The sequence below is a fragment of the Serratia sp. 1D1416 genome (assembly GCF_003641105.1).
Lineage (GTDB): Bacteria > Pseudomonadota > Gammaproteobacteria > Enterobacterales > Enterobacteriaceae > Serratia > Serratia ficaria.
Window position 1 is genome coordinate 13,835 of record NZ_CP032738.1, and the last position, 12,890, is coordinate 26,724.

The following is a 12,890-nucleotide window of genomic DNA, read 5'->3' on the forward strand; positions in this document are numbered from 1 at the left end:
TTTTCTCTATTTCTCCAGCGAGACCTGCTTAAAAATGTGTTTGCCGAACGGATCGATTTCGTAGCCCTTCACTTCCTTGCGCACCGGCTCGAAGATGGTCGAATGGGCAATCATCAGCGCCGGCATTTGCTCATGCATCATCACCTGCGCCTGCTCATACATCGCCACCCGCTTGGCGTGGTCGTTCTCTTCGCGCGCCTGCAGGATCAGTTGGTCGAACGGCTTGTAGCACCACTTGGCGGAGTTGGAACCGCCGTCGGCCGACACGCAGGTGAACAGCGGGCCGAAGAAGTTATCCGGGTCGCCGTTGGCGGTGGTCCAGCCCACTAACGCCGTCTGGTGCTCGCCGTTTTTAATCCGCTGCAGGTATTCGCCCCACTCGAAGGTGACGATTTTTGCCCGTACGCCGATGTTGGCCCAGTCGGACTGGATCATCTCGGCCATGCGTTTGGCGTTGGGGTTATAGGGCCGCTGCACCGGCATCGCCCACAGGTCGATGTCGAACCCTTGCCCCAACCCCGCCTCCTGCAGCAGCCGTTTAGCCTTATCCGGCGCGTACGGGTAGTCTTCTATCTTGTCGTTGCTGCCCCATTGGGTCGGCGGCAGCAGGTTTTTAGCCGGCTGGCCGGCGCCGTGGAACACCGCCTCGATAATCGCCGGCTTGTTGACCGCCAGCGCCAGCGCCTGCCGCACCTTGACGTTATCCAACGGTTTCTTCTGGGTGTTGAACGCCAGGAAGCCGATATTCAGCCCGGACTTTTCCAGCACCCGAATATTTTTGTCCTGCCGCATGCGCGCCAGATCCGCCGGATTGGGGAACGGCATCACCTGACACTCGTTCTTTTGCAACTTGGCGTAGCGCACCGCGGCGTCCGGCGTGATCGAGAATACCAGCCGATCGATTTTCGGCCTGCCTTCCCAATAGTTGTCGAACGCCTTGTAAAGAATTTTGGCGTCCTTCTGGTACTGCACCAGTTGGAACGGCCCGGTGCCGATCGGATCGTTGTCCACGCGCTCCGGGGTGCCGGCCTTCAGCATCGCCTCGGCGTATTCCGCCGAGAGAATGGTGGCGAAGTACATGCCCAGGTCGGCGACGAACGGCGCTTCGGCGCGGGAAAGCTCGAAGCGCAGGGTGTTGTCGTCCAGCTTGACGATGCGCTCGATCAGGCTGCCGAACTCCATCGATTCAAAGTTGGTGTAGGCGCCGTTGGACACCTTGTGGTAGGGGTTATTGGCGTCCTTCTGGCGCATGAAGGAGAAAATGACGTCGTCGGCGTTGAAATCGCGGGTGGGGGTAAAATATTTGTTGCTCTGGAATTTCACCCCTTTGCGCAGGTGGAAGGTGTAAGTTTTGCCGTCTTCGCTCACCTCCCAGCGCTCCGCCAGGCTGGGCTGCAGTTCGACGGTGCCGGTTTTGAAATCCACCAGCCGGTTATAAATCGCCGCCGAGCTGGCGTCCACCGTGGTGCCGGAGGTAAACAGCTGCGGGTTGAAGCCTTCCGGTGAACCTTCCGAACAATAGACCAGCGTGCTGGCCTGCGCCCCGCCGGTGACCGCCAACGCCAACAGCCCTATCGTTATCGCTTTTTTATTCATCGTGCCATCCCCAGTGGTAAGAAAACAGACCCGACCGATACCAATAAATCATGCAGTTAGCGATGTAAAGCACAAATTGTGAGCATAAAAAAACGGGGAGGCGCGCAGCTGGCCTTCCCCGTGGTTCGCACGAGATCATGAATTTAAATCATCTGGCTGAAGTTCATCTGCGCCATCAGCTTGTAGTTGTCGGCGTAGTCGACCGGGATCGCCACCACCACCGGCCCCCGAATCTCCATCGCCTTGCGCAGCATCGGCCGCAGATCCTCTACCGACCGCACGGCAAAACCGACCGCGCCGCAGGATTCCGCATAGGCTTTAAAGTCGATCGGCCCGAACTCCACGCCGGATTTGCGCTGGTATTTGTTTACCTCCTGCATTTCCACCATGTTGTAGGCGTTATCCACCCAGATCACGTGAACGATGTTGTTTTTCAGCCGCACTGCGGTTTCCAGCTCCATGCTCGACTGCATAAAACCGCCGTCGCCGGATATCGACACCACCTTGTCGCCGGGGCGCACCAGCGCCGCGCCGATCGCCCATGGCAGCGCCACCCCCATGGTCTGCTGGCCGTTGGAGATCAGCAGCTGACGGGCGCGGAAGCTATAGAGGTAGCGGGCGATCCAGATATGGAAGCTGCCCATGTCGACGCACAGCGTCACGTCGTCGCTGACGATGTCCTGCAGCTCTTTCACGATGCGCAGCGGGTGGATCGGCATGCCGCCGCGCCGCGCCGCGCGCTCCGCCAGCTCGCTGCGCTGGCGGCCCAGATCGGTGAGGATCAGTTCCACCTCGGCCGGCACGCTCACCGCCCCGCTGAAGGCTTCGGTCAGCATGTCGAGGGTAGCGCTGATATTGCCCACCAGCTCAATATCCGGGCGATAGCAGGTGTCGATGTCCGCCGGCAGCACGTCGATGTGCACCAGCTTCAGGCGGCCCTGGCTGTTCCACATGCAGGGATCGTATTCGATCGGGCCATAGCCGACGCTGACCACCAGGTCGGCCTTCTGCAACAGCTGGTCGGCGGGCTGGTTGTTGAACAGCCCGACCCGGCCGGCAAAGCGGGCGAAGTGATTGACGTCGATCACCCCGGCCGCCTGATAGGTGCCGACCACCGGCATATGGGTGCGATACAGCAGCTGGCGCACCGCTTCGCTGTTTTCCGGCCGGCTGGCCTGCAGGCCCAGCAGCAGCACCGGGCATTTCGCCTGTTGGATCAACTTCACCGCCGCCTGGATGTCGTCCGCCGCCGCGGCGCCCATGCGCGGCAAACGGCAGCCGGCCAACACCGGCGCGCTGACCGGCTCATTGACGATGTCCATCGGCAGGCTGACGAACGAGGCGCCGGGCCGGCCGAACTCGGCGTGGCGGAAGGCGTTGGCGATCACCTCGGAGATCGCCGAGCCGGCGTGCACCTCGGCGCAGTATTTGGTCACCGGGCGGAACATGCTGACGGTGTCCATGCTTTGGTGCGTCTGCTTCAGGTTGTCGGCGCGCTTCACCGCCCCGCCGAAGGCCACCACCGCATCCCCTTCCGAGGTGGCGGTCGCCAGCCCGGTGATCAGGTTGGAGCTGCCCGGCCCGGAGGTGACCAGCGCCACCCCGGCCTTGCCGGTCAAACGGCCCACCGCCGCCGCCATAAAGGCGGCGTTGGCCTCGTGGCGCACCACCACCGTTTCGATCGACGGCGCATCCTCCAGCGAATCGAACACCCGGTCAATCTTGGCGCCCGGAATGCCGAATACGTGCTTCACGCCCTGCGCCTGCAGATTTTTCACCACCAAATCTGCGCCGCATTGCCAGTTATTGTCTGTTTTTACCTGTGCCATGGTTCCACCTCCTAAAAAACGGTCGCCGGGGCATTAACCCTCGGCGGAACGAATCGCGCGGTCCAAATCCTCTGGGCAGAGGTCGGCGCGCAAGAAATCCGCATCATGCGGCAACTGAAGATTGAGACGGGTGATGACGCCAAACTGCAGGCGGCCGTGATCGAGCTGGTAATCCAGCACGTGGCCGCCGCCGCTGCGATCGTCGGTCACGAAATGTTCGTGGTAGCCGGCCACGCCGATGCCCTGCATATAGTCCGGCGAACGGAAGCCGACCAGGGTGCCCTGGCGCTGATGGAAGGAAAAGGTCGGCTGTTCCTCGATCGCCTCCAGCATCGGGCGATACGGCCGCTCCTGGCGCGGCACGGTGCGGGTTTCCACGTGGCTGAATTCGCCGTCGACACGCACCGCGCAGAACAGGTTCGGCGAAGCGACCTGTTCGTCGATGCACTGGTGCAGCTGGGCCTTGGTGATCGGCCGGTCGAACTGCTGGCTGACGCTGGGCCGGAAAAAGGTGACGACGGCAAAGGGGGTTTTCTGTTGCAGGCCGGCCGGCCGGGCGCTGCCGTCGGCGCGCAGCTGGTGTATTTCGTGGTCGAAGGCGATCAGCTCGCCGTCCAGATGATTGAAGGTGCCGAGGCCAAAGTTGCCGTGCTTCAGCAATTCGGCGATGGTGACTTCGCCTTCGTACACGCCGCCGATTAACGCGCTCATCAGCGAGATTTGATAGATTTCGCCCTCCCCGGCGCTTACCGACTGCCTGGCAAAACCCTGCACCAAATGGTGCGCACAGGAACAACCGCGGTTTTCGTTCATGACCTACTCCTCCACCGGCGCGAAGCAAAATGCCCCGCGCGTTCAAAAATGCCCACCGGCGGTGAGCAAAGATGCCGCCACCGGCGCGTTCCAGAGTTGGAACGATTCAGCCTGAGGCGACAAAAAAACCGGCACGGCGGGCCGGCTGGCGTACGGGTTCAACGAGGGATTAGAGAATATGAAGACTTACTAATCATTACTGCTGAGCCGGACGCCAAATTGAACGGTTTATCTGGTGTTGAAGCGGCAATCAATCCCGCAGGCCGCTAGGCAAACCTGGGGAAAATGTTTCATGTTTTGTGCTAAAAGCCGCGAGGTTTATGCATTTTTTCTCTATGCGACCCAAGTGCGACGGCGCTGCTGCCGTCCGTAAGCACAGGAGAAGAGTAGCCTCGCGGCAGATAACTGAGAAGCGGGTATTCATAAGAAACGCTTTTGCATATAATGCAAAAATGAATGATGCCCGTTATGTTGAACATCTGCCGATTTTTCTCGACGTGGCCCGATTGGGCAGCTTCTCCGCCGCCGCGCGCAAACTGGGCATGGTGCCCTCTTCTCTGGTGCGCCATATCGACGCGCTGGAGGCCGCGCTTGGCGCCAGGCTGTTTATCCGCTCCACCCGCGGCCTGATGCTGACCGACGCCGGCGAACTGCTGCTGACGCGCGCCGCGTCGCTGCTGGCGAATATTACCGGCATCCACGCCGAGCTGAGCGCGCTGGGCGATACGCCGCAGGGCACGCTGCGCATCAGCTGCCTGCCGACCTTCGGCAAAACCTATATTCTGCCGCTGCTGCCGACGCTGACCGAACGCTGCCCGCGGCTGTTTGTCGATCTGGATCTGACCGAACGCCACACCGATCCGACCCAGGAACTGCTGGACGCCGCCATCCGCATCGGCGAACAGAAAGACAGCGGGCTGTACGCCAGCCGCATCGCCACCCAACGCTGGGCGATGTGCGCCAGCCCCGGTTATGTCGCCCGCTATGGCCGGCCGGCCAGTCTGGAGGCCCTGCCGCATCACCGGCTGATCGCCCGCTACCACAAACAGCAGCCGGCCTGCTGGGCGCAGATCCTCAGCGTACCGCTGATGAGCCGCTGCAGCATGGTGCTGCGCTGCGACGACTTTACCGCCCAACGCCAGGCGGCGCTGCTCGGCGTGGGCATCGCTTTTCTGCCTAACTGGGTGGTGGGGCCGGACATTCAAAACGGGCGGCTGCTGCGGCTGCTCGAAGACCCGCGCGACGAACAACAGGGCATCTACCTGCTGCGGCCGGTAGCGAAAGTCTCCGCCCGGCTGGCGGCCTTCATCACCCTGCTGCAGCAGGGCATCGGTCAGCCGCCCAGCTGGGAGTGAAGCGGCGTCACCCGCCCATACAGCGCCGGGTTGTCGCTTTCGTCCTTCAATTCAATGCCGGTCAGCCGCCGCTGCAAGGCCTGCTCCAGCAACCATGCCAGCTTGAACGCCGCCTGCGGATAGCCCAGCCCTTCCGGGCGCACGTTGGAGATGCAATTGCGTTCGGACTCCCTTCTTTGGGTATTCGGCCCCCAGGTCAGGTAAATGCCCAGGCTGTCGGGTGACGACAGGCCCGGCCGCTCGCCAATCAGGATAGCCACCGCCTTTGCCCGCAGGCACTCGCCAATGTCGTCCCCCAGCGCCACCCGCGACTGATGCGCCAGCACCAGCGGCGCCAAGGAAACGCCCAACGCGTCAAGATAAGGCCGCAGCGCCCGCAGCAGCGGCAGCGCCTGGCGATGCACCGCCGTGGAAGACAGGCCGTCCGCCACCACCAGCAGCAGGTCGGCCCCCTGCTGCGGCAGGCCGAGCAACAGTTTGCGGCTGTCCGGCGCCAGCCGGCGCCCCCGATCCGGCCGGCGCAGGTAGGCGGCGCGATCTTCCGCCTGGCTGTGCACGGTCAACGTTGACCAGCCGTCGTCCTGCAACGCCTGCGCCAGGCGATCGCTGTCGAAAGGCTGATGAACGGCGTCGCGCGCCTGCGCATGCGCCAGCCCGAAACGCAGCAGCGCGTCGGTCGGCAGGCTGGCGCCGGTGCGCCCCAGGGCGATGCGCGCGTCGGTAAAGGCGCGCAGCGCGTCCCAGCCGTTGAGGTGTACCGGTTTTTTCATGGCCTTTCTCCCTGCAGCGCCAGCAACAGCGGATGATTGGCGGCGGTGTCGCGCAGCCGCCCGCGATCGTCGATGATGTTCATTTTCGCCAGCCACACGGCGAACTCCGGCGCATGTTTCAGCCCCAGCAGCTCGCGAATGTAGAGCGCGTCGTGGAACGAGGTGCTCTGGTAATTGAGCATGATGTCGTCCGCCCCCGGCACGCCGATCAGGAAGGTCAGGCCGGCGGTGCCCAGCAGCGTCAGCAGGGTATCCATGTCGTCCTGATCGGCCTCGGCGTGGTTGGTATAGCACACGTCGCAGCCCAACGGCAGGCCGAGCAGCTTGCCGCAGAAGTGATCTTCCAGCCCGGCGCGAATGATCTGTTTGCCGTCATACAGGTATTCCGGGCCGATAAACCCCACCACGGTGTTGATCAGCAGCGGAGAGAAATGGCGCGCCACCGCATAGGCGCGCGCTTCGCAGGTTTGCTGATCGACGCCGTGATGCGCATTGGCCGACAGGCAGCTGCCCTGCCCGGTTTCGAAATACATGACGTTATTACCGAGCGTGCCGCGGTTGAGGCTCAGCGCCGCCTGCTGCGCCTCGGCCAGCAACGCCAGGCTGATGCCGAAGCCGCGGTTGGCCGCCTCGGTGCCGGCGATCGACTGAAACACCAGATCCACCGGCGCGCCGCGTTCAATCATTCGCAGCGTGTTGGTGACGTGGGTCAGCACGCAGGACTGGGTGGGAATGGCGAAGCGCTGGATCACCTCGTCCAGCATGTAGTTGAGTTTTTCCAGCAGCGGCAGGCTGTCGCTGGCGGGATTGATGCCGACCACCGCGTCGCCGCTGCCGTACAGCAGCCCGTCGAGCATGCTGGCGGCGATGCCCTGCAGGCTGTCGGTCGGGTGATTGGGCTGCAGCCTGACGCTGAGGTGGCCCGGCAGGCCGAGGGTGTTGCGAAAGCGCGTCACCACCCGGCACTTCTTCGCCACCAGGATCAGGTCCTGATTGCGCATGATTTTACTCACCGCCGCCGCCATCTCCGGGGTAATGCCGGCGGCCACCTGCGCCAGCATGGCGCTGTCCGCCTGCTCGCTCAGCAGCCAGTCGCGGAAGTCGCCGACCGTCAGGTGGGAAATCGGTTCAAAGGCCGCGGCGTCATGGCCGTCGACGATCAGACGCGTCACCTCATCCTGCTCGTAAGGTACCAGCGGCTGCTGCAGAAAAACCTTCAGCGGCAGATCCGCCAGCGCGATGCGCGCCGCCATCCGCTCTTCGGCGCTTTCCGCCGCCACTTCCGCCAGATAGTCGCCGGAACGCGCCGGCGAAGCCTTGGCCATCAGTTGGCGCAAGTCGCTAAAACGGTAGCCGCGTCGGCCAAGCGTTGCCTGATACATAGCGTCCCCTGTTGCCTGGTTGAGGGTGTTATGTCGCAAACCCTGTACCAAGTGTAGTCAGTCGGCGGCGTTTTTTGTTTTCCGCATAAAATCAGCCCGTTAACCCAAGGGCAGCGCCAGCCGGGCTGCACTGAAATCATGCATGCGCTTCCGCCGGCGGGCGCGGCGGAGTACAGTAGCCGCAGCAAAGGAGAGATAATGGATAGGCAACAACAAATTATCCTGTGGTTACAGCAAGATAACCAAAGAATGATCGCATTGCGCACCGCGCGCCGGCTCGGCCTGAACGACTGGTGTCTGGGCGCCGGGTTCGTGCGCAATCTGGTGTGGGATCGGCGGCACGGCTATGCCGACGCCACGCCGCTCAACGATATCGACGTGATTCATTTCGACCCGCAGCGGCCGGAGGCCGAACGCGATCGCATGCTGGAAGCGCGCCTGCAGCAGTGGCTGCCGCAGCCCTGGTCGGTGAAGAATCAGGCGCGCATGCACCTGCGCGGCGGCCGGGCGCCGTACCGCGACAGCGAGGACGCCATCAGCTTCTGGACCGAGGTGGAAACGGCGATCGGCGTGCGGCTGAACGCCGACGACAGTCTCACGCTGGTGGCGCCCTTCGGCCTCGATGCGCTGTTCAATGACAGCATCACCTTCAACGCCAAAAACGGCGATCTGAGCGCCTATCAACGGCGGGTGGCCGAAAAAGGCTGGTTCGCGCGTTGGCCGCGCCTGCGGCAGGTAAAGTTTTAGCCGCCGCTGCCGATACCCCGAGCAGCGATGTCAGGGCTCAGGGAGAGCGTCAATCGCCCGACCGCGCTCAACGCCGTGGATGTCTATATCTGACTCAGTAATCCGCCTGTTGTTGGCGCTGCTGCTGCAGCAGCGCCGCCTGCTGGCGCACCACCTGCCAGATGGCCTCCGCCGCCGGCGTCAGCGAGCGGTTCTTGCGCCGCACCAGCATCAGCGCGCGATTGATTTCCGGCACCAGCCGCCGCACCTTCAGCTGCCCGCCTTCCGGCAGCGGCAACGCCAGCGCCGGGAAAATGCTGATGCCGATGCCCGCCGCCACCATCGGGAACAACGTCGCCGGGTGGCCGATTTCCTGCACCACCGGCGCCTCGACGCCCTGCTGACGCAGCGCGCTGTCGATCAGCGGCCGGCTGCCGGAGGCGTAATCCTGCAGCACCAGGCGGCAGCCGTTCAGCGCCGACCAATGCACCTCAGGCTGCGCGGCGAACGGATGATCGTTACGACACAGCAGCAGGAAAGGTTCGTGCAACACCGGCTCGCAATCCAGATCCACCGCCTGCACCGGATCGACCACGATGCCGAAATCCACCTCGGCGTTGCGGATGCTGTGCAGCACCTGCTGCTGCGCCTGATCGCGCAGCATGATGCGGATCTCCGGATACTGCCGCTCGCCGGCGGCGATGCACTGCGGCATCAGGTGCGCGGAGATGGTCTGGCTCGACGCCACCCGCACCGTGCCGCTGCGCTGCACGCCGAAGCTGCGCGCATCCAGCAACGACGCCTGCAGCTCGTCCAGCAGCCGTTCGACCCGGTTGGCCAGCCGCCGGCCGGCGTCGGTCAGCACCACTTCGCGGGTGGTGCGGTCCAGCAGGCGCACGCCGACCTCCGCTTCCAGTTCCTTCACGCTGTGGCTGACCGCCGACTGAGTCAGGCCTATCGCTTCGCCGGCGCGGCTGAAACTGCCGTGCCGGGCGATGGCGACGAAGACCTTTAGCTGCTTGAGTGAATAATTCATGTGTTTTTTTCATAAATTAATTAAATAAATCAATTTAATTATTATATCCCGCCGCGGGAGAATACGCCTATCGATTTTCTGCTGCGAGTACGCCGCCATGAGATTTCTGCCCGACCGCTTTACCTTAACGCTGATCGCCACCGTGCTGCTGGCTTCGTTCCTGCCGGCGCGCGGCGAGTTTGTCGGCTGGCTGAATACCCTGACCATCGCCGCCATCGCCCTGCTGTTCTTCATGCACGGCGCCAAACTGTCGCGCGAGGCCATTTTGGCCGGCAGCAACAACTGGCGGCTGCATCTGTGGGTGATGTTCAGCACCTTCATCATCTTCCCGGCGTTGGGGGTGCTGTTTAAATGGTGGTCGCCGATCGACGTCAGCCCCGAGCTGTATTCCGGCTTTATCTATCTGTGCATCCTGCCCGCCACCGTGCAATCCGCCATCGCCTTCACTTCGCTGGCGGGCGGCAACGTGGCGGCGGCGGTGTGCAGCGCCTCCGCTTCCAGCCTGTTGGGGATCTTCGTGTCGCCGCTGCTGGTCGGCCTGCTGATGAACGTGCACGGCGAAACCGGCAGCCTGCAGCAGGTGGGCTCCATCGTGCTGCAGCTGCTGGTGCCGTTTGTCGCCGGCCACCTGTCGCGGCCGCTGATCGGCAAATGGATCGAGCGCAACCGCAAGCTTATCGGCAAAACCGATCAGACCTCCATTCTGCTGGTGGTCTATTCGGCCTTCAGCGAGGCGGTGACGCACGGCATCTGGCACCAGGTGGGCATCGGCTCGCTGGCTTTCATCGTCGGCGGCAGCATCCTGCTGCTGACCCTCGTGCTGTTGGTGAACACCTACATGGCGCGCTGGCTGGGTTTCAGCAAGGCGGATGAGATCACCATCGTGTTCTGCGGTTCGAAGAAAAGCCTGGCCAACGGCATTCCGATGGCCAACATCCTGTTCCCGGCGGCGACGGTGGGCATTATGGTGCTGCCGCTGATGGTGTTCCATCAGGTGCAGCTGATGACCTGTGCGGTGCTGGCCAAAAGGTACCAGCGCAAACAGCAGGATAAGCAGGCGGCGTTGAACGCGCAGGCTTCACGCGGGTAAAAAAAGACGGGCTGGCGCCCGTCCATTCAGCTCTTTTTCAGCGGCTTGACCAGGTGGTCAAGCCCTTCGATTTTAATCGCCAGCGTCATTTCCATCAGCATGCCGAGCTTGCCCTGGGGGAATTCGCCCTTGCGGGCGAACCACAGCAGGTACTCCTCGGGCAGGTCGATCAGCACCCGCCCCTGATACTTGCCGAACGGCATCGGGGTGTTGGCGATTTCCAGCAGGTTTTCCTTTTCCATCAGGCCCCCAACAGGCGGATCATTTCCGCTTCGTCGATCACTTCGATGCCCAGCTCCTGCGCCTTAGCCAATTTGGAACCGGCCGCTTCGCCGGCGATCACCAGATCGGTCTTCTTCGACACGCTGCCGCTGACCTTGGCGCCCAGCGCCGTCAGGCGATCCTTGGCTTCGTCGCGCGACAGCTGGCTGAGCGAACCGGTCAGCACCACGGTTTTGCCGGCGAACGGGCTGTCGATCTCTTCCGCCGCCACCGCCACCGGCGCCGGCCAGCTGATGCCGATTTCGGCGCCCACCAGCTCATCGATAACCTTTTGATTAAGCGCTTCGTCGAGGAAATGACGCGTGTGCTTCGCCACCACTTCACCGACGTCCGGCACTTCTTTCAGCGCCTCGATATCGGCGGCGAACAGCTTCTCCAGCGAGCCGAAGTGCGCAGCCAGGTTGGCGGCGGTCGATTCGCCGACCTCGCGAATGCCCAGCGCATACAGGAAACGCGCGAAGGTGGTCTGCTTGGATTTCTCCAGCGCGTTGACCAGATTCTGCGCCGATTTCGGCCCCATGCGATCCAGCCCGGTCAGAATGCCGGCGGACAGGCGGAACAGATCGGCCGGGTTCTTGACGTATTCTTTTTCCACCAGCTGTTCGATGATTTTGTCGCCCATGCCTTCGACGTCCAGCGCCCGGCGGGAAACGAAATGCTTCAGCGCTTCTTTACGCTGCGCGGCGCAGATCAGCCCGCCGGTGCAGCGCGCCACCGCTTCGCCCTCCACCCGTTCGACGTCGGAGCCGCACACCGGGCAGTGCTGCGGGAACACCACTTCGCGCGCGTCCTGCGGGCGGCGGTCTTCCAGCACCCCCACCACCTGCGGGATCACGTCGCCGGCGCGGCGCACGATCACCGTATCGCCAATGCGCAGGCCCAGGCGTTCAATCTCATCGGCGTTGTGCAAGGTGGCGTTGCTGACGGTGACGCCGGCCACCAACACCGGCTCCAGCCGCGCCACCGGGGTGATGGCGCCGGTGCGCCCCACCTGAAATTCGACTTCGCGCACCAGCGTAATCTGTTCCTGCGCCGGGAATTTGAATGCCGTCGCCCAGCGCGGCGCGCGCGCCACGAAACCGAGGGTTTCCTGCAGATCGATATCGTCGATTTTCACCACCACGCCGTCGATGTCGAAACCGAGCTGCGCACGGTCCTGCTCCACCTGGCGGTAAAACGCCAGCACCTCATCGCTGCCGGTGCAGCATTGCGCGCGATCGCTGACCGGCAATCCCCAGGCCCGGAACTGCATCAGCCGCGCGAAGTGGCTGCGCGGCAGCTCGCCGCCTTCCAGCAGGCCGACGCCGTAGCAGAAGAAGGTCAGCGGGCGCTTGGCGGTGATGCGCGGATCGAGCTGGCGCAGCGAGCCGGCGGCGGCGTTGCGCGGGTTGGCGAAAATCTTGCCGTCCTTGCGCCGCGCCTCTTCGTTCATCTGCTCAAAGCCGGCCTGCGGCATGAACACTTCGCCGCGCACTTCCAGCCGACGCGGAATGTTGTCGCCGCTCAGCCGCAGCGGGATGGCGCGGATGGTGCGCACGTTGGAGGTAATATTCTCGCCGGTGGTGCCGTCGCCGCGGGTAGCCGCGCGCACCAGTTCGCCGTCTTCGTACAACAGGCTGACCGCCAGGCCGTCCAGCTTCAGCTCGCAGCAGAAAGTCAGCGGCTCGCTGCTTTTCAGCCGATCCTGCACGCGCTTGTAGAACGCCAGGAAGCTTTCTTCATCGAACACGTTGTCCAGCGACAGCATCGGTACCTCATGGCGCACCTGATCAAAGGCCGCCAGCGGCGCCGCGCCCACCCGCTGGGTCGGCGAATCGGCGGTGATCAGCGCCGGATGGGCGTTTTCCAGCTCGCGCAGTTCGCGCATCAGGCGGTCGTATTCCGCATCCGGCACTTCCGGCGCGTCGAGCACGTGATACTGGTATTCGTGATGGCGCAATGAGGCTCGTAGTTGATTGATTTTTTGGATTATCGATTCCATGGCTCACCATCGAAGATAAAAAACCCCCGA

The 12,890-nt window shown here is 63.2% G+C and carries 11 protein-coding genes; 3 read left to right on the plus strand and 8 right to left on the minus strand.

Annotation, left to right across the window (positions count from 1 at the left end):
* Nucleotides 1-6: 6 nt before the first annotated feature.
* From D7I37_RS00115 to budA, 3 genes are all read right to left on the minus strand, one after another.
* Complete coding sequence (locus D7I37_RS00115) at nucleotides 7-1,596, minus strand: ABC transporter substrate-binding protein (protein WP_061799320.1); 1,590 nt, start codon at nucleotides 1,594-1,596, stop codon at nucleotides 7-9.
* A 143-nt stretch (nucleotides 1,597-1,739) separates the two neighbouring features.
* The gene (alsS, locus tag D7I37_RS00120; RefSeq protein ID WP_061799321.1) at nucleotides 1,740-3,425 is read right to left on the minus strand and encodes an acetolactate synthase AlsS; all 1,686 of its coding nucleotides are present in this window, start codon (nucleotides 3,423-3,425) and stop codon (nucleotides 1,740-1,742) included.
* Nucleotides 3,426-3,458: 33 nt separating this feature from the next.
* Entirely contained in the window at nucleotides 3,459-4,238 is a 780-nt protein-coding gene (gene budA, locus D7I37_RS00125; protein ID WP_061799322.1) for an acetolactate decarboxylase, read from the minus strand.
* Between the two features lie 452 nt (nucleotides 4,239-4,690).
* Here budA and D7I37_RS00130 point away from each other — a divergent pair, with 452 nt between their 5' ends.
* The gene (locus D7I37_RS00130; RefSeq protein ID WP_061799324.1) at nucleotides 4,691-5,593 is read left to right on the plus strand and encodes a LysR family transcriptional regulator; all 903 of its coding nucleotides are present in this window, start codon (nucleotides 4,691-4,693) and stop codon (nucleotides 5,591-5,593) included.
* Here D7I37_RS00130 and eutC read toward each other — a convergent pair.
* A complete protein-coding gene (eutC, locus tag D7I37_RS00135) occupies nucleotides 5,572-6,363 on the minus strand; it encodes an ethanolamine ammonia-lyase subunit EutC (protein WP_061799325.1) in 792 nt (263 codons plus the stop codon). The two genes, D7I37_RS00130 and eutC, sit on opposite strands and share 22 nt — an antisense overlap.
* Nucleotides 6,360-7,745: an ethanolamine ammonia-lyase subunit EutB gene (locus D7I37_RS00140; RefSeq protein WP_061799327.1), complete on the minus strand. Its 1,386-nt coding sequence runs from the start codon at nucleotides 7,743-7,745 to the stop codon at nucleotides 6,360-6,362. Before D7I37_RS00140 ends, eutC begins: the two co-directional genes overlap by 4 nt.
* 198 nt (nucleotides 7,746-7,943) lie before the next feature.
* On the opposite strand from D7I37_RS00140, the gene D7I37_RS00145 reads away from it, so the two are divergent.
* Nucleotides 7,944-8,492 carry a nucleotidyltransferase family protein gene (locus D7I37_RS00145; RefSeq protein WP_129543126.1) on the plus strand — a complete coding sequence of 183 codons (549 nt, stop codon included), beginning with the start codon at nucleotides 7,944-7,946 and terminating at the stop codon, nucleotides 8,490-8,492.
* A gap of 94 nt (nucleotides 8,493-8,586) precedes the next feature.
* Here the strand turns inward: D7I37_RS00145 and D7I37_RS00150 are convergent, their stop codons facing one another.
* Nucleotides 8,587-9,507, minus strand: coding sequence for a LysR family transcriptional regulator (locus D7I37_RS00150; RefSeq protein ID WP_061799331.1), 921 nt, complete (start codon nucleotides 9,505-9,507; stop codon nucleotides 8,587-8,589).
* Nucleotides 9,508-9,604: 97 nt separating this feature from the next.
* Between D7I37_RS00150 and D7I37_RS00155 the strand changes: the two genes are divergently transcribed.
* Nucleotides 9,605-10,597, plus strand: coding sequence for a bile acid:sodium symporter family protein (locus tag D7I37_RS00155; protein ID WP_129543127.1), 993 nt, complete (start codon nucleotides 9,605-9,607; stop codon nucleotides 10,595-10,597).
* 26 nt (nucleotides 10,598-10,623) lie between these two features.
* Here D7I37_RS00155 and D7I37_RS00160 read toward each other — a convergent pair whose 3' ends face one another.
* Both D7I37_RS00160 and ligA read right to left on the minus strand, forming a co-directional pair.
* Nucleotides 10,624-10,839 carry a DUF3820 family protein gene (locus D7I37_RS00160; protein ID WP_061799336.1) on the minus strand — a complete coding sequence of 72 codons (216 nt, stop codon included), beginning with the start codon at nucleotides 10,837-10,839 and terminating at the stop codon, nucleotides 10,624-10,626.
* Nucleotides 10,839-12,860 carry an NAD-dependent DNA ligase LigA gene (gene ligA / locus D7I37_RS00165; RefSeq protein ID WP_061799337.1) on the minus strand — a complete coding sequence of 674 codons (2,022 nt, stop codon included), beginning with the start codon at nucleotides 12,858-12,860 and terminating at the stop codon, nucleotides 10,839-10,841. The genes D7I37_RS00160 and ligA overlap by 1 nt, the downstream gene beginning before the upstream one ends.
* Nucleotides 12,861-12,890: the final 30 nt, after the last annotated feature.

Bases quoted from the DNA above. Each gene is read 5' to 3' on its own strand.
- D7I37_RS00115 (WP_061799320.1), bottom strand. From the start codon at position 1,596: ATGAATAAAAAAGCGATAACGATAGGGCTGTTGGCGTTGGCGGTCACC.
- alsS (WP_061799321.1), bottom strand. From the start codon at position 3,425: ATGGCACAGGTAAAAACAGACAATAACTGGCAATGCGGCGCAGATTTG.
- budA (WP_061799322.1), bottom strand. From the start codon at position 4,238: ATGAACGAAAACCGCGGTTGTTCCTGTGCGCACCATTTGGTGCAGGGT.
- D7I37_RS00130 (WP_061799324.1), top strand. From the start codon at position 4,691: ATGAATGATGCCCGTTATGTTGAACATCTGCCGATTTTTCTCGACGTG.
- eutC (WP_061799325.1), bottom strand. From the start codon at position 6,363: ATGAAAAAACCGGTACACCTCAACGGCTGGGACGCGCTGCGCGCCTTT.
- D7I37_RS00140 (WP_061799327.1), bottom strand. From the start codon at position 7,745: ATGTATCAGGCAACGCTTGGCCGACGCGGCTACCGTTTTAGCGACTTG.
- D7I37_RS00145 (WP_129543126.1), top strand. From the start codon at position 7,944: ATGGATAGGCAACAACAAATTATCCTGTGGTTACAGCAAGATAACCAA.
- D7I37_RS00150 (WP_061799331.1), bottom strand. From the start codon at position 9,507: ATGAATTATTCACTCAAGCAGCTAAAGGTCTTCGTCGCCATCGCCCGG.
- D7I37_RS00155 (WP_129543127.1), top strand. From the start codon at position 9,605: ATGAGATTTCTGCCCGACCGCTTTACCTTAACGCTGATCGCCACCGTG.
- D7I37_RS00160 (WP_061799336.1), bottom strand. From the start codon at position 10,839: ATGGAAAAGGAAAACCTGCTGGAAATCGCCAACACCCCGATGCCGTTC.
- ligA (WP_061799337.1), bottom strand. From the start codon at position 12,860: ATGGAATCGATAATCCAAAAAATCAATCAACTACGAGCCTCATTGCGC.